13 protein-coding genes and 2 pseudogenes are annotated in these 18,039 nt (G+C 44.6%); 7 read left to right on the forward strand and 8 right to left on the reverse strand.

Annotation, left to right across the window (positions count from 1 at the left end; translation table 11 throughout):
- Positions 1 to 281 precede the first annotated feature (281 nt).
- Both WBA89_RS12705 and WBA89_RS12710 read right to left on the reverse strand, forming a co-directional pair.
- Positions 282 to 608 (reverse strand): annotated as a pseudogene (locus tag WBA89_RS12705) (hypothetical protein); the annotation flags it as partial.
- 63 nt (positions 609 to 671) lie between these two features.
- Positions 672 to 1,667, reverse strand: coding sequence for a hypothetical protein (locus WBA89_RS12710; RefSeq protein ID WP_424406877.1), 996 nt, complete (start codon positions 1,665 to 1,667; stop codon positions 672 to 674).
- 273 nt (positions 1,668 to 1,940) lie between these two features.
- Here WBA89_RS12710 and proS point away from each other — a divergent pair, with 273 nt between their 5' ends.
- Positions 1,941 to 3,815, forward strand: a complete 1,875-nt coding sequence (proS, locus tag WBA89_RS12715; RefSeq protein WP_424406879.1) for a proline--tRNA ligase — start codon at positions 1,941 to 1,943, stop codon at positions 3,813 to 3,815.
- Positions 3,816 to 4,000: 185 nt separating this feature from the next.
- Positions 4,001 to 6,970 carry an adenylate/guanylate cyclase domain-containing protein gene (locus tag WBA89_RS12720; protein ID WP_424406881.1) on the forward strand — a complete coding sequence of 990 codons (2,970 nt, stop codon included), beginning with the start codon at positions 4,001 to 4,003 and terminating at the stop codon, positions 6,968 to 6,970.
- A 322-nt stretch (positions 6,971 to 7,292) separates the two neighbouring features.
- Here the strand turns inward: WBA89_RS12720 and rpmB are convergent, their stop codons facing one another.
- Positions 7,293 to 7,529 carry a 50S ribosomal protein L28 gene (gene rpmB / locus WBA89_RS12725; protein ID WP_194061134.1) on the reverse strand — a complete coding sequence of 79 codons (237 nt, stop codon included), beginning with the start codon at positions 7,527 to 7,529 and terminating at the stop codon, positions 7,293 to 7,295.
- A gap of 188 nt (positions 7,530 to 7,717) precedes the next feature.
- Positions 7,718 to 8,029, reverse strand: coding sequence for a hypothetical protein (locus tag WBA89_RS12730; RefSeq protein WP_424406883.1), 312 nt, complete (start codon positions 8,027 to 8,029; stop codon positions 7,718 to 7,720).
- 1,374 nt (positions 8,030 to 9,403) lie between these two features.
- On the opposite strand from WBA89_RS12730, the gene WBA89_RS12735 reads away from it, so the two are divergent.
- Positions 9,404 to 9,907, forward strand: a complete 504-nt coding sequence (locus WBA89_RS12735) for a hypothetical protein (protein WP_424406885.1) — start codon at positions 9,404 to 9,406, stop codon at positions 9,905 to 9,907.
- Positions 9,908 to 10,142: 235 nt separating this feature from the next.
- Complete coding sequence (locus tag WBA89_RS12740) at positions 10,143 to 10,613, forward strand: DUF2808 domain-containing protein (protein ID WP_424406887.1); 471 nt, start codon at positions 10,143 to 10,145, stop codon at positions 10,611 to 10,613.
- A gap of 175 nt (positions 10,614 to 10,788) precedes the next feature.
- On the opposite strand, the pseudogene WBA89_RS12745 reads toward WBA89_RS12740, so the two are convergent.
- From WBA89_RS12745 to WBA89_RS12760, 4 genes and pseudogenes are all read right to left on the reverse strand, one after another.
- Positions 10,789 to 11,220 (reverse strand): annotated as a pseudogene (locus WBA89_RS12745) (sensor histidine kinase); the annotation flags it as partial.
- 243 nt (positions 11,221 to 11,463) lie between these two features.
- Positions 11,464 to 12,420: an FTR1 family iron permease gene (locus tag WBA89_RS12750; protein WP_424406889.1), complete on the reverse strand. Its 957-nt coding sequence runs from the start codon at positions 12,418 to 12,420 to the stop codon at positions 11,464 to 11,466.
- 242 nt (positions 12,421 to 12,662) lie between these two features.
- Entirely contained in the window at positions 12,663 to 13,811 is a 1,149-nt protein-coding gene (locus WBA89_RS12755; protein WP_424406891.1) for a helix-hairpin-helix domain-containing protein, read from the reverse strand.
- A gap of 166 nt (positions 13,812 to 13,977) precedes the next feature.
- Complete coding sequence (locus WBA89_RS12760; RefSeq protein ID WP_424406893.1) at positions 13,978 to 14,982, reverse strand: multicopper oxidase domain-containing protein; 1,005 nt, start codon at positions 14,980 to 14,982, stop codon at positions 13,978 to 13,980.
- Positions 14,983 to 15,189: 207 nt separating this feature from the next.
- Here WBA89_RS12760 and rppA point away from each other — a divergent pair, with 207 nt between their 5' ends.
- The 3 genes from rppA to WBA89_RS12775 all read left to right on the forward strand — a co-directional run bounded on the left by rppA (position 15,190) and on the right by WBA89_RS12775 (position 17,809).
- Entirely contained in the window at positions 15,190 to 15,888 is a 699-nt protein-coding gene (rppA, locus tag WBA89_RS12765; RefSeq protein WP_424406895.1) for a two-component system response regulator RppA, read from the forward strand.
- Between the two features lie 272 nt (positions 15,889 to 16,160).
- Positions 16,161 to 17,525, forward strand: coding sequence for a two-component system sensor histidine kinase RppB (gene rppB / locus WBA89_RS12770; protein WP_424406897.1), 1,365 nt, complete (start codon positions 16,161 to 16,163; stop codon positions 17,523 to 17,525).
- A gap of 110 nt (positions 17,526 to 17,635) precedes the next feature.
- Positions 17,636 to 17,809 carry a hypothetical protein gene (locus tag WBA89_RS12775; RefSeq protein WP_424406899.1) on the forward strand — a complete coding sequence of 58 codons (174 nt, stop codon included), beginning with the start codon at positions 17,636 to 17,638 and terminating at the stop codon, positions 17,807 to 17,809.
- The last annotated feature ends 230 nt before the right edge of the window (positions 17,810 to 18,039 follow it).

Genomic DNA, 18,039 nt, shown 5'->3' on the forward strand with positions numbered 1-18,039 from the left:
CCCCCCCTTAATAAGGGGGGGTTGGGGGGGTAATATCTAGCGCTACTTTATTTCATTGGTATTACGCATGAGGGGTGAGAAACCGAGTTTTTATACAAAAATCCTTCTTGTTACCGGCAGTAAGGAGAAAAAACCCGGTTTCGGGGAGTTTTGATGCGAGCGGTAGCAGTAGAGTTCGCCCAAAAAAAGGCAAGTTTGAGGCGGGGGCGATCGCTACCAATTATCAATTGTAGTAAAGTGCGATCGATCGCACCCCAAATCTAGTATAGTACGCTAGATAATTAGGATTCCGTTTGATTTTTGGGAGAAAAACGAGCTAGTAATTCCGGGCGATCGAGCTGCATACTCAGTTGCGCGATTTCAAGAGGTTCTAGTTGAATCAAAGGCTCAATTATTTTGGCTAATTCTTCATCGATTTCGCCAAATCTTACTTGTAATATACTCTCAAGAATCTCGCGTTTACCTTGCTGAAAACCTTGCTGAAAACCTTGCTGAAAACCTTGCTGAATACCTCGCTGAATACCTTGCTCGATACCTCGCTGAGTTGCTTCTTCAAGCCGTTGTAAATAGAGCGGTGACAGTTCCATAATCAACTCCCGATTTTCTCGATAGATAATAAATATTAAAGTGATATTTAGCGCCCCCTACAGATTGTAGAGCGCGCTGCTGAGTTAGGATTCCGTTTGATTTTTGGGAGCAAAACGAGCTAGTAATTCCGGGCGTTCGAGCTGGATAATTCGCGTGATTTCGAGGGCTTCTAGTAGAATCAAAGGCTCGATTATTTGGGTTAATTCTTCATCAATCTCGCCAAATTTCACTTGTAGTAGACTCTCAACCATCAGGCGTTTAGTGCGCTGAACTTGCTCCATACCTTGCTGAATACCGCGCTGAATACCTTGCTGGAGACCTTCCTGGATACCTTCCTGGATACCTCGCTGGATACCTTGCTGGATACCTCGTTGAGTTGCATCTTCAAGCCGTTGCAAATAGAGGGGTGACAGTTCCATAATTAACTCCCGATCTTCTCGATCTATGTCTTGACGGACTTCTAAAATCGTTCGCAAGTTGTACAACAATTCTAACGCGCTCAACCGAAAGAAATTATCCGAGGGTAATTCTCTCAATTCGGCAATAGCTTGCTTTTGCACGTTTCCCTTCCCCAAAACCCTCAGCCACAGCGTTTCGGGAGTGCGGGGCAGTTGGTGAATGGCAATGATTGCTGCTTTCAGAGACGGACTCAGAAAATAAACTCCATTTACCCAATTTTCGGGTTCGGGAATCGCTCCAAATCCAGCTAACATAACGTCGGAAATCGTCGGCGACAGTATCCAGAGTTGGGGCAAGTCTGCCTCTGCAATCCTGCTATTATCTCTGGCTGCGACTCGTTCATATTCGGCGTGGACATCAAATAGTTTGCCCAAACAACTGCGAATTTCTCCAGTTTGAACAGGACTGCGGAATGGTTCCAATACAGCGGGTTTTGCTGCAATTTTACCCAAAATGCCGAGGGCTGTTGCTTCGACTTCTGGTTCCGCTTTGGGGGCAAAAAAAACGTCAATCTGCCTCACCTCTCCAGCAATGTCGAGGCTGGTTTCGACTTTGCCCAGAGGGGTTAATAGTTCTTTGAGATACTGTTTGGCGAATTGGTCGTGAATAAATCTAGTCATGAGAAATGTCAGCTATCAAGTGTTTAAAAACCTCGCCATCAACTCTTAACTGTCAACTGTCAACTGTCAACTGTCAACTGTCAACTGTTTTCATCTTTTAAGGCAATCCACTGAGATTGCAGAGTAGGAGAGTGACAATTATCAAATGCTGTCATACCTTTTTGATAATTTTTCCAAATTTTGTTCATAGATTTAATCAAATCTGGCTTAGTTCTGATAATATCAGAAGTTAATCTGAGATTACAATCATCCGGTCTTTTAAGGAAATCAGCTATGCGACTCTCTCAAATGCTTTTTGTCACCCTGCGGGAAGACCCTGCAGAAGCAGAAATTCCCAGCCACAAACTATTACTCCGTGCGGGATACATCCGGCGCATCGGTAGCGGCATTTACGCTTATCTGCCTTTGATGTGGCGAGTTCTCAAAAAAGTCTCTCAAATTGTGCGGGAAGAAATGGATGCTACCGGCGCTCAAGAATGCCTTCTCCCGCAACTGCAACCTGCTGATTTGTGGCGGGAATCCGGTCGCTGGGATACCTACACTCAAGCTGAAGGTATCATGTTTTCTCTCACAGACCGCCGCGATACTGAGTTGGGATTGGGCCCAACTCACGAAGAGGTAATTACTACAATTGCTAAGGATATGGTTCGTTCCTACCGGCAGTTGCCTTTGCATCTCTATCAAATTCAAACTAAGTTTCGCGATGAAATTCGCCCGCGTTTTGGGTTGATGCGCGGCCGCGAGTTTATTATGAAAGACGGCTATTCTTTTCACACTAGCGAAGAAAGTTTGAAAAAAACTTATCAGGATATGGATCGAGCATACAGCAATATGCTGCGCCGGTCGGGCTTGGAATTCCGAGCAGTAGATGCCGATTCTGGTGCAATTGGTGGCTCTGGTTCTCAAGAGTTTATGGTGCTGGCAGAAGCGGGTGAGGATGAAGTTCTTTATACTGAAGACGGTCAGTATGCTGCTAATGTGGAGAAGGCTGTATCGATTCCTGCTGATGCGGAACTGTCGCCCTTTTCAAAAGTTGAAAAGCGGGAAACGCCGGGAACTGACACAATTGATAAACTGGGCAAGTTTTTGAAGTGTTCTCCGACGCAAGTTGTCAAAAATGTGCTTTATCAGGCTGTTTATGACAGCGGTATTACAGTTTTGGTATTGGTAAGCATTCGCGGCGACCAAGATGTGAATCAGGTAAAGTTGCTGAATGAATTGACGAAGTTAGCAGGCAATTATCAAGCTAAAACTGTTTTATTTTTGACGGTTCCTGATGCGGAAGCTCAGGGGAAATGGGCGGCTAAATCTTTGCCTCTGGGTTATATGGCTCCGGATCTTGCTGATGATTATATCGCTGGGAACCCCCCCCAACCCCCCCTTGGTAAGGGGGGGCAACAAGACTCAAATCCCCCCCTTGGTAAGGGGGGGCAAGGGGGGGTATCTCCTAAGTTTTTGCGTTTGGTCGATCGCACTGCTGTCGATCTAACCAACTTTGTCACTGGTTCTAACGAGTCAGGATACCACGTTGTGGGAGCTAATTGGAACAAAGAATTTCCGCTACCAGCAACGGTTGTGGGTGTCAGAACGGCCAAAAAGGGCGATCGGGCGGTGCACAATCCCGAACAAACTTTGCAAAGCGCCAGAGGCATCGAAGTCGGCCACATCTTCCAATTAGGCACCAAATACTCCGAAGCAATGGGCGCCACCTACACCAACGAACAAGGCGAAGAAATGCCCTTTATCATGGGCTGCTACGGCGTTGGCGTGTCGCGGCTAGCTCAATCTGCCGTAGAACAATCCTACGATAAAGATGGGATTATCTGGCCAGTGGCGATCGCGCCCTATCACGCCATTATTAGCATCCCCAACATTTCCGACGCCCAACAAGTAGAAGTCGCCGAAAAACTATACGCAGAACTCAATCAATCTGGCATTGAAACATTACTAGATGACCGAGACGAACGAGCCGGAGTTAAATTCAAAGATGCTGATTTAATCGGCATTCCCTATCGCATTGTTACAGGCCGTTCGCTGAAATCAGGTAAAGTTGAAATTGTGGAAAGAGCAACTAAACAATCCCATGAAATTCTCATTGAAGAAGTTCAGGCTACTTTGAAACAGTGGATTGAGACCGCCATCAAATAAGTTGTTATAACAGTAAGGTGCGCGGCCCGCACCTTACATTAGCCCAAAACATCAGTTGTTATGCGTTTGAATTTTATGTCAAAAAACAATCAAACAATGAGTGCATGGCTTTGAGCTTTGCCCTGAATGTGCAGCTAGCAAGGTGCACAGCCGACACCCTAAATTAACGAGTAGTAAGGTGCGATATGAATCTGAATCTAAGTCAGTTTCTTCGATTCCCTCAATCCCGAATTTGGCGCTACTTAGCCCAAGTAACTGTCGTTGCGATCGCTTACGCCGTGGGGGCGAGACTAGCATTTGCAGTTCAAGGTGTCAATCCCTTTGCTTCCTCGGTGTGGCCCCCCGCAGGAATTGCACAAGCCGGACTTTTACTGTTTGGCAGAAAAATCTGGCCTGCGATTGTTTTAGGTGTATTTTTACTCAATTTTGTTAACCCAACTGAACAGATATTTGCGGTTTGGCTGGGAGGAAACATTGGTGCTATTCTGCAAGCCGTTTTTGCAGCAACTGTGCTGCGCTGGCTGGGGTTTCGTCCCTCTCTAGAACGTTTGAAAGATGTAGTTAATTTAATCTTGTTTGGCGGTCTAATTTCTACTCAAATTAGTTGTACTATCGGCGCGCTTTCTATATATTTGGCTGGTAAAGTAGATTTGTCGGAATATTGGTCGGTTCGGTGGAATTGGTGGTTGGGTGACGCAATGGGAGTTTTGATTTTGACTCCCTTAATCCTGATTGTTTTTCGTCCTCAAGTAACCGCCGATCGTTTAAAAATACACACACATCTTCCGAAAAATTATTTAATTTGGCGGGGAGTATGGTTGCTCTTATTAATTGGGGTGAGCTGGCTGGTCTTTGTCTCGAAAAATGACGCTTCTATTTCTCGCTATCCCCTTGAATATTTGCCGTTTCCTTTGATAATTTGGGCGGCGCTCCAATTCGGTCAGCGGGCCGCTGTTCTGGCATCGTTAGTTGTCTCAATTATCGCAATTTTAGGCAGTTCTAATGGAGGTGGCCCGTTTCTAGCCAAAGCAGAAAATATTAGTCATGCTATTTTATTTTTACAAGCTTTTATGGCTGTAGTTACGATTACTTCGCTGTTATTGGCAGCGACGGTAGCCGAACGCGCAGCAGCCGAAAATTCTCTGCGTGAAAGTGAAATTAAATATCGAGAGTTAGTTGAGAATGCTAACAGTATTATTGTCAAATTAGAGCCAAACGGTAAAATTATTTTTTTTAATGAGTTTGCCGAAATATTGTTTGGCTACAATCAGGAAGAAATCCTGGGGAAAAATGCAGTGGGAACAATTATTCCCCAAACCGATCTCGAAGGGAATAACTTGGAGTCGGTTTATAATAAAATTTTACAAAATCCCGATCGCTTTACTAACTATGAAAATGAAAATATCCGGCGTGACGGATCTCGCATTTGGGTATCTTGGGCAAATAAACCGCTGTTTGATGCAGCGGGAGAACTCCAGGGCATCCTCTGCATCGGTACAGATATCACCGATCGCCGAAAAGCTGAAATAGCCTTGCAAAAGCTGAATGAAAAGCTGGAAATACGAGTAGAAGAGCGGACAAATGCCCTGAAACAAAGCGAACTTCAGCTACAAAAACAGAAATCGGCCTTAATTGATTTAGCCAAAAATAAAGCGCTGAATCAAGGGGACTTAACCAAAGCACTTGAAGAAATTACTGAGACTGCTAGCCGTACTCTGGAAGTTGCGCGATCGAGTGTCTGGTTGTACGATCGCCCTAAATCTAAGATGGAGTGCCTGGATTTGTTCGATCGCACCGCCAACCAGCACTCAAAGGGCATGGAATTAGCAGAAGCAGACTATCCTGTCTATTTTCAAGCACTTCAAGAAGAACGAGCAATTGCGGCTTTTGACGCGCAAAAAGATTTCAGAACTAGAGAATTTGTGGAAGATCACTTAATTCCGTTGGGCATCACTTCCATGCTAGACACGCCGATTCAAATAGGCGGAAAAACAGCAGGAATTCTCTGTTTGGAACACGTAGGAATGCCCCGCAATTGGACTATTGAAGAACAAAGTTTCGCTGTTTCTCTAACAGATTCTGTAACTTTTGCAGTGGAAACGCGAGAACGCCAGCGCGCTGAAGCAGCGCTGCGGCAAGCTGAGGCCAAATACCGCAGCATTTTTGAAAATGCGATCGTCGGCATCTTTCAAACTACTCCCGATGGGAAATATATCAGCGTCAATCCTGCTTTGATCCGCATTTACGGTTACAGTTCCTGCGAGGAGTTGATGGGAAAGTTAACTGATATCAACCGCCAGCTATATGTAGACCAAAAACAACGAGCAGAAGTCATACATTTAATGCAAATTAACGGCAAAGTATCGGATTTAGAATCTCAAGTTTACCGTAAAGATGGCAGTATAATTTGGATTGCCGAAAATTCTTATACTGTCTGCGACATACATGGGAATTTGCTTTATTACGAAGGTACTGTTGAAGATATCACAACTCGCAAAGAAGCTGAGGCAGCCTTGCGCTTAGAACAAGAAAAATCCGATCGCCTCCTGCTCAACGTTTTGCCACAAGCGATCGCCGAAAGACTCAAACAAGACCAAAGCATCATCGCCGATACTTTTGCTGAAGTAACAGTATTGTTTGCCGATATAGTCGGTTTTACCCAAATTAGTTCCCAAATTTCTCCACCGGAATTAGTTTCGTTGCTTAACGACATTTTTTCTACCTTCGATCGCCTAGCCCAAAAGCACGGATTGGAAAAAATTAAGACGATTGGTGACGCTTATATGGTAGTTGGAGGGCTACCCGTGCCCCGCAGCGATCATGCAGAGGCGATCGCCCAAATGGCCCTGGATATGCAGCAGGCAATTATTGATTTCAGCCATACCAACAATCAAGATTTTAGCATCAGAATCGGCATCAACAGCGGCCCGGTTGTCGCCGGAGTCATCGGGATTAAAAAATTCATCTACGATTTGTGGGGAGACACCGTTAACACCGCTTCCCGCATGGAATCCCACGGCTTACCTGGGTGCATTCAAGTCACACCTGCAACTTATGATATATTGCAGTACAAGTATGTATTTGAAAGTCGTGGCACAATAGAAGTCAAAGGCAAAGGTGAAATGACTACTTATTTACTGAAATGTAGAATGTAGTTCTAATCTAGGTTTGTGATCGGGACTTTAGTTGTTTGTTTTCTGATTCGTGGAGAAGGACTGAAGTTCTCACTACGAAGGTTTTTTTGTAAAAGTAAGGGCGATCGCACTTTTAATTTACACGATCGCCCTTATACCAATTTAACCTGAAGTTGCACATATTCCGATCCCCGTAAATCCCCCGCCGGAATGGGGGACGAAAGAGTAGACTCTTTTCCCCCCTCAAGCGGGGCGGTGCCAAGAGTACCCGCCCTCTTTTGGGAGGATCGGAATTCTATGCAGCTTCATAAAAAATTGGTATTAGCTCAATTAACAACGTTATTTAAAGCTTGTAAAGGTTAATTCCAGCTTCCTTAGCCATAATTTCCAAACCCTTGTGTTGCAAGGTTTTAATTGCCTTTGTAGAAAGGTGCAATCTTACCCAGCGCTTTTCCTGCGGCCACCAAATCCGCTTCCACTGCAAATTTGCTTCTTGCAACTTGTGAGTGCGGTGGTGCGAGTGAGAAACCGCAAAACCGTTATTCGCCTTCTTCCCCGTTAGCTGACATTTCCGCGACATATTGCCCTCCAGATTATCATTTTTTGATACAACCCCTAATTATAGAGCAATCAGCAGCCGAAACTCTGCCTCCCCCCTTAGTAAACTCTAATCTCCCTCAGTCAGTCGCAGTTGGTTGGGGGCGGGTTGATTAGATTGTGCGTTTTTAACAATTGTGGTTGGTTAACCAGCCCGTACAAAATATCGCGTCAAGAAATATCAAACAAACCTGACATTCGATCGCCCTTCAAAAAATCTCCATAAAAATAATTTTCCCTAGGGGCGGGTTCACCAACAATCTGAAAAACCCAGTTTCCGGCCACCAACAGTCCAAACAATCTCAGAAACCGAGTTTTTCCCCCAACAAGCTGCACCCGACAACCTTCTATTAAATTAATCTCTTTAGCTAAATGCTGTAGAATCCGAACAGCAAAACTTTTCCCCCATTTAGCGCCGAACGACCGAGAAATGACTGCTGCTGCGATGAATCTATCTATAATCTGGAAATTTTGGCGCAACATTCCGATTGGCTTAACTCGTGTCTCTCATTTTTGAGTTCTTTTTACATCCGCCAGATCGTAATTTTCTTGCCATGATTCTGAGATATTTAGTTTCACCCTTTTTTAAGTCCCCAACAGTCTCTTTCAATCGCCAAATGCTCTCTACAGTAAATTTTAACCAGAACCAAACCATTTTGGACACAAACCAATTAAAATTTTGCTAATTGAATACGGCGATCGCATTGCAAAACCTCTAGCAGAAGATTTAAGACATCAAAACCATGCCGCCGATATAGCAAGTGACGGCATCGAAGGTTAGAATTACATTCAATCAGTGGTAGTCCTGCACCGTCAGTATAATTAAGAGTTTTAATTAATAGATAAACTGGCCTTATACTCATAAATAAAATACCAAAAAGCTGCCTGTATGAGGGGAGAGTTTTTTAGAGAAGGAAAGAGTCTTTATCCCCAATCGAGATATTCTTTGTCTCGCGGTATTATTAAATCTTTCTGTATAGTTGGTCTATAGCGGTTCTCAAGCTTGGTGAGGTATGCCCTGCGCGGGTCGGCGCGGGCAAATGGCCACTCCTAGCACCTCATGTTACGCTCGAAAGGCTATAACCAGTATCCTTTCCTACAGCTCAGTGTCTTTTTTTATGAAAAACTATTCCGCAAGAAAGGACAAAAGTCTGTATAACTGACAGGACATTGACTCTGGAACTGCCAGTAGAAAATCCCACAATCCCCTCGCGCCCGGTTCATCTCTTTTACCAATATATAATCCTACAATCTATGAAAGTCAACGCATCAATTGCTACCCAAATCCACTGCTTGTTGCCCTTGTTTCCTACAAAAGAGCGCATTTCATTACATTGAATAGTGAACTTTTCCTTTTTTTTACTTCACTTCCACTTGTCTCTTGACGGCTTCTAAGTTTTTATTAACATAGTATTGTAGCCACCTTGGGAAAACTCCAGTAGCCCTAACAATTCCAGCAAGAAATATTTTTTATAATAAAAGTCTATCTATTAACTTTCTTGTGTCTTCCGAAATCGGCTGATGTCTGGGAGCTATCACAAATTTTCTGGCACAATCTCGATATTTAAAACTTTGTTTGCCAGTGTGAGTGCAACCATTTTTTATATATTCAGAGTCCCACCTGGGACATTTCACAACCTAAAAGTTAAGGCAGATTGAGTAAGTAAATTATAACAGGTTTTCCTGACTGTGCAGGACTACCCGCATTTGCGATCGCGCGCAGTCGCTTGGTTCGGCGCAGCAACCCAAATTTAATAACTAGGAAATATCGCAAAACTCTGCACTATGGAAAATTTCATCCTGATTTCATCTTTGGCTGTTATACTCCCGAATAATTGTACCCAAAAATTAAATCAAATGAAAACCATCAAATCAAGTTTAATTGTTCTAGGCACTGTCGGATTACTATTTTTGGGAGCCTGTGGCAAAGGCGACGAAAAAATTGATGCAAATAGCAGCCCAACATCCCCTCCTGTCGCCCCTCAACCTGTATCTTCTGCTCCCATTGCTGCCCCTGCGACAACGGGTAAAACCGATCATCCTAACGTATCTAAAGGAGGTCAAGTTGTTGAATCTGGACCTTACCACTTAGAGTTTTTATCTGAGAAAGAAGCTACCGGAACTCATTTAGATCTTTATTTGCAAAGAGGTGATAACCACGAACCAATTCCTAACGCAAAAGTGACGGCTCAAGTGCAGTTACCGAATGGAAAGCAGCAAACCCTAGAACTCAAATACGATCCAGAGGGCAAACATTACGCTGTTGTGTTTCCCGGCCAAGAACCGGGTCAATATCCTGTGAAGGTGAATGCGGATATTAACGGAGAAAAAGTAGACGGTCGTTTTACATTCACTCAGTAGTTTGACAGTCCTGGAGGCACAGGTGGCCGGAAACCGGGTTTTTTGCCTAATTTTTGGCTGCAACGAAGGATTTTCGTGAAAAAACCCGGTTTCTTTGGTATAAATGCGTAAATCATGTTAAGTTATAATTGAATAATTCACTTTTAAGTAGCTAAAATTTCATCTTAATTTCATTCCTGAGACCCAAGCTAATAAATAAGAACAACAATTAGTTAAGTTTTCAGGGAAGACTGCGATGAAAAAGTTAATTTGTGCTACCGCATTTACCGTCATTCTTGCATCTAATGCCCCCGCTACTATTGCAGGAGGAGCCATGCAAAATGCTAATATTCCTCACCTTGTTGGTAGCGCTGCAACTCCTAATAAAGCTCGATTTCAAGGTGCTACCCATCATTTTAAAGTTCACGTTCAGGGAAGAGCTCTTTCGGAAATTGCAATTGATTTGCCGGAGGATGTCAAAATGCGTGGCCCAATTGAGGTAAAAAATCAATCCGGTCAAAAAATTGAGTCTCAAGTTTCTGTTAATAACCGAAAAGCGACAGTGGTTTTCGCCCAACCAGTCGCTCCTGACACCACAATATCGATCGCTCTGCGGGGCATTTACACTCCAGGTTACAGTCGCAATTGGGGGTACGCGCTCGCTGGTAAAGTGGAGGGAATAAACGCTGAAATACCCCTCGGTACAGTTTTGATTCAAACCTACTAAATCAATCCTGGACGCAAGTGTCACAATTGGTAAGGTGCGTCAGACTCAAACCCTCGATAATCCGTTCACAATCAAACTCTGACACACCCTACAAGTCGGGTATTAGTAATTTGAAATTGCCCAAAAAATTGAATCAATTAGTTCTACTTGCAATTTTAAATCTACCATTTCCCATTCAAACGGCCTCCTGCATTTCAACTAATCTGCTAGTTTCAAGACGCTTCTGTCTGATTGGTAGCGAAATTACAAACTCAGTACCTTCTCCAACTCTCGAAAAACACTCCAAGCTGCCGCAGTGCTTTTCTCGAACAATCTCGCAGCTAATTGATAACCCTAAACCCGTTCCTTTACCAGCGGGTTTCGTGGTGAAAAAGTGATTAAATATTTTAGCCTTGACTTCTTCAGTCATTCCAGGGCCGTTGTCGGAAATGCGGACGATCGCCCGATCGCCCTCCGCGACTTCCGTGCTAATCTGAATCGTGAGGAAGTTTTTCTGAACACTGGCAAGTGACAAATTAGAACTATCTCGCAAAACATCAATGGCATTGCTGATAATATTCATGAATACCTGATTTAATTGCCCTGCATAACATTCTACCAGCGGCAGCGGTCGTTAAGCTAATCATAAAAAATCCTTAGTTTATTTGAATTGGCTAAAATCTCGCTAATTTTACGTTTCTAGATAGATGCGCCCGGTAGGATCTCGTATTTGTAAAAACACTTCTTTTGACTCCTTCTTTCTTCCTCTTTCCTCCTACCTCAAGCCGAACGGCCTCCTGCCTCCTGTCTCGAATTTCTAGCTTGGCTGCTTTCCGACAGAGATGCTCCCGATGCACCCTGTTGTTTGCACTTAATTTCCTATTTCGTTACTGCTATTTTTTGATTTGATTGGAAAAAATACTCTACCGCTCAAACTTTGGAGATAAATCCCGCCAACGGTGATTAAAAACACGAAATAAGCAATGCCCTGCACCAAATAAAGCTTGTCCGTGTAGCCAAATAGCGCGCTCAGCAACAAACCGGGAAACTTTTCTTGGGGAAGCACTTTCGAGGTATTCCACACCATCGGCCCGAGAATGCAAGAGTGCACTTTGGCAAATCTTTCGTAATAGAAACACATCCCTGCTGACTCGCGATTTGCTTGCGATAAAGTATTGACTGCGGTGTCAAAAAGTCCCAGAGTTGATACCACTAAACCGGCTACAATAAAGAGCAATAAAATGCCCATATACTTAAAAAACAGCCTGATATTAATTTTCACTCCCCATTTAAACAGCAGTACGCCAAGTCCGGTGGCTGAAAGTATGCCTCCCAAAGCGCCGATTGCCGGAATAATGCCTTGTTGAAACTTGGCGACGACAAACAAAACGGTTTCAAATCCTTCTCGCAAAACGGCAATCAAAACTAAACTAAATACGCCCCAACCTGCATGAGATTTGTCCGTTAAGGCAGCACTTACTGCGCCTTCAACTTCGGCTTTCATAAATCGCGCTTGCTTGGTCATCCAGAGCAGCATCCAGCTCAGCATTGCTATTGCTAAAACGCCAAATGTTGCCTCTAGCAGCGATTCCATAATCGGTGCAAAAGGCTGATTGGATGCGGACAAAATTTGAATTGTCCAGCCAAACAGTACGCCGATCAAAGCGCTGGCAATAAGTCCGACGGCGACACCGCCGAAAACCCAAGGACTTAAATAACTTTGTCCCGACTTTTTGAGGCAAGCGAGGACTATTCCGACAACTAAGGCGGCTTCGACTCCTTCGCGGAGGGTAATTACAAATGTGGGCAATGCTTCGCTGAAATTCATGTTTTTAATTAGAAGGAAGAAGGAAGAAGGAAGTTCGGCAACGAGCAATGTACGGGATGTAACGGATTGTAACGGATGTAACAGATGTAAGTCCGTCGGAAGAAGGAAGAAGGCTTTAGTTATCCGGGGACTTAAGGAAGAAGGAAAAAGACTTACTTAATTTCGATAATATTTGAAAGTTTGTAGTGCGGACTGGAGTCCGCAAAATCCGAGCGGACTTAAGTCCGCACTACAAACCGTTTTTAAGAGGCGGGTTTGAGAACTTTTTGGCTGTCGTTCTCGATCGCCTTAACTAGCATCGCAACTTGTTCGGTGGTTTTTATCGGGGCTGGCGGGGCGATCGCAGTTGGCCAATTTGCCTTGAGTTCAGTCATATTGGCAACAATTGCTTTGTCGATTTCCGGGTTAGTTTTAGCCACTTGAGCGGCAATATCTTTGTACAGCATTTCCGCGTACATGACGAAACCCCGCGAATCTTGGTATTCAATAACTGCGGAAATTTTGCCGTCGGCAATGGCCGCTCCGTATTCGGAATTAGCTGTATCCAGCAAGCCGTTAATCACTTGCAGCACGAATTTTGGATCTTGGCGCTGCGCTTCGGGAATGCCGGCAATTGCTCCGTCAACTGCTTGCATTGATGTGGCAAATTCTGCATTCACTTCAGCCGGATCTTTTGCACCCGCTTTGACTAAATCCTGCAATTTAATTAAAGTAGTTTTAAATTCGGGAACTTTACGCTCGTTTAGCTGGTCTTCCACGTCGGCATAAATTTCTTCTACTGGGTGGCCGATGTGCGGTTCTGCTTGGTCTGGTTTGCCTGCATCCAAGAGTTCTTTTGCTACAAAAAGATGCCCTTTCATCAAGCCCAGTTTAGTCATGTAGTCTACATCTTTAGCTTCACCTGTGAGGACGACATCTTCAATAGTTACCATGTCTTGGATTTGCTCAAATTGGGGTTGAGTAATCACATTTTTTGAGACCAATTCTTCGGTTTTTCCGTAAGGGCGGCTGGCTTGAATTTTGTTAGAAAGTGCCGGAATTCCTAACTTGGCTTCGAGTTTATCTAACTCCGAAAGAATCGCGGTATTAATGTTAATGCCGGGTTTGCCTCCGTGATTCATGCTGTGACCGCTTGTGGTTGCGGGGGTAGCTGTGGCGGCGGTGTCGGTGTTGCTGGCCTTGGGGGTGGAAACGCAACCGGTCAGAGCAACGAGGATGGCTGTAACAGCGGCTGTCGGTAATAATTGAGCTCTTGCAACATTTGCAACAAGCTTGCTGCGGGAGGGAGTCTCGCTTTCCCCACAAGAAAAGTCTTTCTCTGTGGAAGAGGCAAGATGCCTGTTCTTGAGTTTGGTGCCGGATGCGAGTAATAAGCGAAAGGTTGAGAACATGGCTGTTTCTGATTTTGACGTTGAGTGCAGTTTGGCTCGCAACAACTTATCAAGAAATATTCTCAATAAATTGCAGTATTAGATTTTACCTAATAGCGATCGAGTTTGTCAAATAATTTCATACTTTCTTAATTTGCATCGGCTGGTGCTGGGCCCGCAATTTGCTTCACCCGATGACATCAAATAAACCCATGCAGCCCGCTTCGGCGATCGCATCTTGATGGGGATGAAACATATATTTTCCGCTGTATTGGTAGCGAAATTCTAAAATGTGTCGTTCAGCTACTCCCATTGTAATGACATCTGTCTTCTCGCTGGGAGTTAAAGTCATTCCCGTGCGGTATACGTCAAAAAAATTGGCGTGCAGGTGAAAAGTGACTGCCGATTCGTACTCAATCATGTTCATGACGTACAGCCGCACAAGCTGGTTTTTGTAAATGGGTATTGGGTTGTTCATATAATAATTCGGCAACCCGTTAAAAGCGTAAAGTTCGTTTTTTTGGTTGTCGTTTACGTCGTACCCTCCCATGATTAACAGAATTTCGTCTGCTGGCGGACGAGGTTTTGGCGGATCGACAATGAACATCCCATAAAGTCCTTTACCCACATGGCGCGTCACTGGGGAAATGTGACAGTGATATAGGTGTACGCCGTAGGGAAGAGCGTCGAATTCATAGATAAATGCAGAGCCGTTTCGGATCGGTTTAACGCCGTCCATTTCTACGGGATGAACGCCGTGAAAGTGCAGCGAATGAGAATGTCCCGCTTTGTTAGAAAAAATGACGCGGATGCGATCGCCCTCAGTTGCCCTCAATGTCGGCCCGGGTACGCGATTGTTCACATTCCAGGTATTGAAACTAACGGCACTGTTGAGTTGGACGATCGAATTGTTAGCTTCCAGGCGAAATTCCCGCACCGTGCGCCCCTTTTCCCGCGTCACCGTGCCGTAATCAAAATCCCGCGCAATTTGCATCGGGTTGATGTTGCTAATTGCGACTGCATCAGCGGGCATGGGGGGTATTCTCGCTGCTGCCGATCGCTTTTGCGTGAAATTTTGCCATGCGATCGCCCCGGAAGCTACGCCAGCACCAGCTATTCCTAGCTGCAGGAGTTGGCGGCGGCTCCAGTGCCCCGGCTTTTTCATGGCGGAACGATCGGATAAGTCTGCCATACTTGTTGAAAATCATTTTCAAAACTTTGGTCGTATTTGAGTATAAGACATTTCCAATTTATTGTCAATTTGTGTCAACAGTTATCTTTTTATGCCAAGGCAGGAGATTTCATGCTGATTTCATAGAAGTGTGTCAATTTATATGTTGGGGGTTGGGACTGTCGGCGGCCAACAATGTATACAGATTTACTGCCGTAAATTAATCTTATGAGAGTTTTGTTAGTTGAAGACGAGCCAGATTTAGGAAAAGCGATCGATCGCACTTTAAAGCAAGAAAAATATATAGTTGACTGGGCCCAGGATGGCAACGAAGCTTGGGAATATTTAGACAGCCATTGGGCGCAATACACGCTAGCTATTTTTGACTGGTTGCTGCCGGGATTATCGGGAATAGAACTGCTGCAAAAATTGCGCGAAAAAAATTGTTTTTTGCCAGTTTTGATGCTGACAGCAAAAGACAGGATGGAAGATAAAGTCGCGGGATTAGATGCCGGGGCTGACGATTATTTAGTCAAGCCCTTCGGGATGGCAGAACTGTTAGCAAGGTTGCGGGCGCTGCAAAGGCGATCGCCCCAAATTCAGCCCCAACAGCTACAAATCGGCAATCTCATTTTAGATTGCGGAAATCGCACTGTTTGTCATCTCGATAAAAACGGTAAAAATCTGATAATTTCGCTGACAAACAAAGAATTTCAACTGCTAGAATACTTTATGAAACATCCCAGCCAAATTGTTACCACCGATCAAATTCGGAATCAGCTATGGGATGCGAGTGCAGATACCTTTAGCAATGTGGTAGCAGCTCAAGTGCGCTTGCTGCGGCGCAAACTCGAATCAGTTGGCTGCGCGAATTTAATTGAAACTGTACACGGCGTTGGATACCGGATGAAAAGGGGAGAGATATAGATTTATCCTTTGGTGGGGGCGGGTTTTTGAGATTGTTGGTTTTTTGCTGATTTTGTTTGTGAACCCGCCCCTACAAGATACTTCACCTCGTTTACAGGCTCTGCCTGGAAACGCAGATCCAGAGGCTCTGCCTCGATTAATTCATGGGTGATTTGTGCAACATAGGGGGAGGGCGGGTTTTGTTCGGAAATTATCGGTTTTTTTATTCAATTATTCGCTAAACCCGCCCCTACAAGATACTTTATTAAATATTAAAATTTAGTGAATTTAATATGAATCAAAATAAACTATTTAATCGAACTCGATCGCAATTAGCCATTTCCTATGCCGCAGTCATGGGTTTGATTTTAAGCTTGTTGGGATTTGGCGTATATAAGGCGATCGCCCACGCGCACTGGATCGCCATTGACCGCGAGTTAGAATCGGTAGCGGGGACGCTGCACGACAGCCTAGAAATCAAATTGCAGCATCCCGGACGTTTGGAACCCATAGTCTATGAACTTTTGCCAAACCTCCGCGTAATTGGAGTTAACGGCATGAAAGAACAGTTGCCAAACCGCCATATTTTAAGCGCGCTGAATCAAAGTTATTATTATATTCGTTTGTTTGACAATTCAGGGAATTTGACTGCTACAGCAGGCGCTTATCCCGAAGCATTGCCGCCGACATTTAACTCGCAACATTGGCAAACGATCGCTGACAGCCAAGGCAATATTTACCATCAAATTTCTGTAGCGCTGCACACGAAAACCCAGCAAGATTGGGGATATTTTCAAGTTGGGCGGAGTTTGCAAGATTTCAACGATTATCTCAATACAGTTAAATTGATTTTGAAATTAGGATTGCCGGCTGCATTGATTTCGATCGCCTTTTCTAGCTGGTTGTTGGCAGGGTTTGCAATAAAACCGATTTATGCTTCCTACCGACAAATCCAACAGTTTACAGCCGATGCCGCCCACGAATTGCGAACGCCTTTAGCGGCATCTCAAGCAACTGTAGAATCGGCGCTGTTGATGCCAAATTTTGATGAAAAAGAAGCGCGGGAAATTTTGCAAACAGTCGATCGCCAAAACCGCAGATTGACTCAGTTAGTTACCGATTTATTACTGCTAGCACGCATGGATTCTCAAACCAACGATCGAGCAAAATCCGTTAGCGAAGCCCTCGAAGAGGATCGCCCTCAACTTTGCTGTTTGAACGACTTGGTTAGCGATTTAGTCGAGGAATTGGCAGTTGTGGCGAGATCCTCCGAGGTAGCGCTAACATCCGAAATCCGGGTACAGCAGCAATTGAATGTTGTTGGCGATGCCGATCGACTTTACCGCTTAGTTACTAATTTAATTGTCAATGCCATTCAATACACTCCGGCTGGGGGAAAAGTCACAGCGATCTTAGATTGCAGCCACCAGGAGGCGATAATTCAGGTGCAAGATAGCGGCATTGGGATAGCGGCGGCAGATTTAGCGCGCATATTCGATCGATTTTACCGAGTCAACAGCGATCGATCGCGCCATACCGGCGGTTCGGGACTCGGATTGGCGATCGCCCAAACCATCGCCAGGGCCCACCGCGGCAGCCTCAGCGCCAGCAGCCAAGTGGGTTTTGGCAGCACCTTTCTGCTGCGGTTGCCTTTGTGAGCTATGATGTGGGGGAAACCGAATCATTTTTTTGTGGTAATCCCTTTGGCAAAAGGTAGCGCGATCGCCCAAAATTAATAAATAGTCATTAGTCAGTTGGCAGTTGTCAGTTGGCAGTTGGCAGTTGGCAGTTGGCAGTTGATAGTTGGCAGTTGGCAGTTGGCAGTTGGCAGTTGATAGTTGGCAGTTGGCAGTTGTCAGTTGGTAGGGGCGGTGCCAAGAGTGCCCGCCCTCTTAGTTGTCAGTTGGTAGAGGCGGTGCCCCGTGCGGGCCATCCTAGTTGATAGTTGATAGTTGACTAATAACTAATAACTAATAACTGATAACCGATAACTGATAACTGATAACAAATAACTACTGACTAATGACGAATGACTCTTAAAAAACACCTAGCGAAGAAGTATGACAGTTTTAGAACAGGGAACAATCTCTATCCATACCGAGAATATTTTCCCGATTATCAAGAAGTCGCTATACACAGACCACGAAGTCTTCTTGCGGGAACTAATTTCTA

Source organism: Microcoleus sp. (assembly GCF_049646505.1).
Lineage (GTDB): Bacteria > Cyanobacteriota > Cyanobacteriia > Cyanobacteriales > Microcoleaceae > Microcoleus.

Bases quoted from the DNA above. Each gene is read 5' to 3' on its own strand.
- rppA (WP_424406895.1), top strand. From the start codon at position 15,190: ATGAGAGTTTTGTTAGTTGAAGACGAGCCAGATTTAGGAAAAGCGATC.
- WBA89_RS12730 (WP_424406883.1), bottom strand. From the start codon at position 8,029: ATGTTGCGCCAAAATTTCCAGATTATAGATAGATTCATCGCAGCAGCA.
- WBA89_RS12720 (WP_424406881.1), top strand. From the start codon at position 4,001: ATGAATCTGAATCTAAGTCAGTTTCTTCGATTCCCTCAATCCCGAATT.
- rpmB (WP_194061134.1), bottom strand. From the start codon at position 7,529: ATGTCGCGGAAATGTCAGCTAACGGGGAAGAAGGCGAATAACGGTTTT.
- WBA89_RS12755 (WP_424406891.1), bottom strand. From the start codon at position 13,811: ATGTTCTCAACCTTTCGCTTATTACTCGCATCCGGCACCAAACTCAAG.
- WBA89_RS12710 (WP_424406877.1), bottom strand. From the start codon at position 1,667: ATGACTAGATTTATTCACGACCAATTCGCCAAACAGTATCTCAAAGAA.
- WBA89_RS12740 (WP_424406887.1), top strand. From the start codon at position 10,143: ATGAAAAAGTTAATTTGTGCTACCGCATTTACCGTCATTCTTGCATCT.
- WBA89_RS12735 (WP_424406885.1), top strand. From the start codon at position 9,404: ATGAAAACCATCAAATCAAGTTTAATTGTTCTAGGCACTGTCGGATTA.
- WBA89_RS12750 (WP_424406889.1), bottom strand. From the start codon at position 12,420: ATGAATTTCAGCGAAGCATTGCCCACATTTGTAATTACCCTCCGCGAA.
- rppB (WP_424406897.1), top strand. From the start codon at position 16,161: ATGAATCAAAATAAACTATTTAATCGAACTCGATCGCAATTAGCCATT.
- WBA89_RS12760 (WP_424406893.1), bottom strand. From the start codon at position 14,982: ATGGCAGACTTATCCGATCGTTCCGCCATGAAAAAGCCGGGGCACTGG.
- proS (WP_424406879.1), top strand. From the start codon at position 1,941: ATGCGACTCTCTCAAATGCTTTTTGTCACCCTGCGGGAAGACCCTGCA.